This is a genomic window from Streptomyces katrae, from assembly GCF_000966975.1.
Lineage (GTDB): Bacteria > Actinomycetota > Actinomycetes > Streptomycetales > Streptomycetaceae > Streptomyces > Streptomyces katrae.
Genome location: NZ_JZWV01000290.1, coordinates 1 through 289, shown reverse-complemented (window position 1 = coordinate 289; position 289 = coordinate 1). Strand labels below are relative to the sequence as shown.

At 81.7% G+C, this 289-nt stretch carries 1 pseudogene; it reads right to left on the bottom strand.

Annotated elements, in window-relative coordinates:
• Positions 1 to 289: pseudogene (locus VR44_RS11920) on the bottom strand (DUF4153 domain-containing protein); the annotation flags it as partial.

Here is a 289-nt window from a genome sequence, read left to right as displayed (position 1 = left end):
GCCCAGGCCCAGCCGACGCCGGCGACGGCGCTGCCGAGGAAGCCGATGGGGGCGAGCAGGACGCCGGGCCACCTGCGGGTGCCGTGCAGGGCCAGGGCGGCGAGCAGCACGGCGGCCAGGACCGCGAGCGTGGACGGCCAGGCGGAGTCGCGCAGGGCCGGCACCGCGAGCAGGGCCACGCAGCCGGCGGCCCACAGCAGGGTCCAGGGGCGGGCCTTGCGCCCGGCCGCCCGGGCCGAGACGTACGCGGCGGCCATCGCGGGCAGCGCGGCGAGGAGCAGGCCGGGGC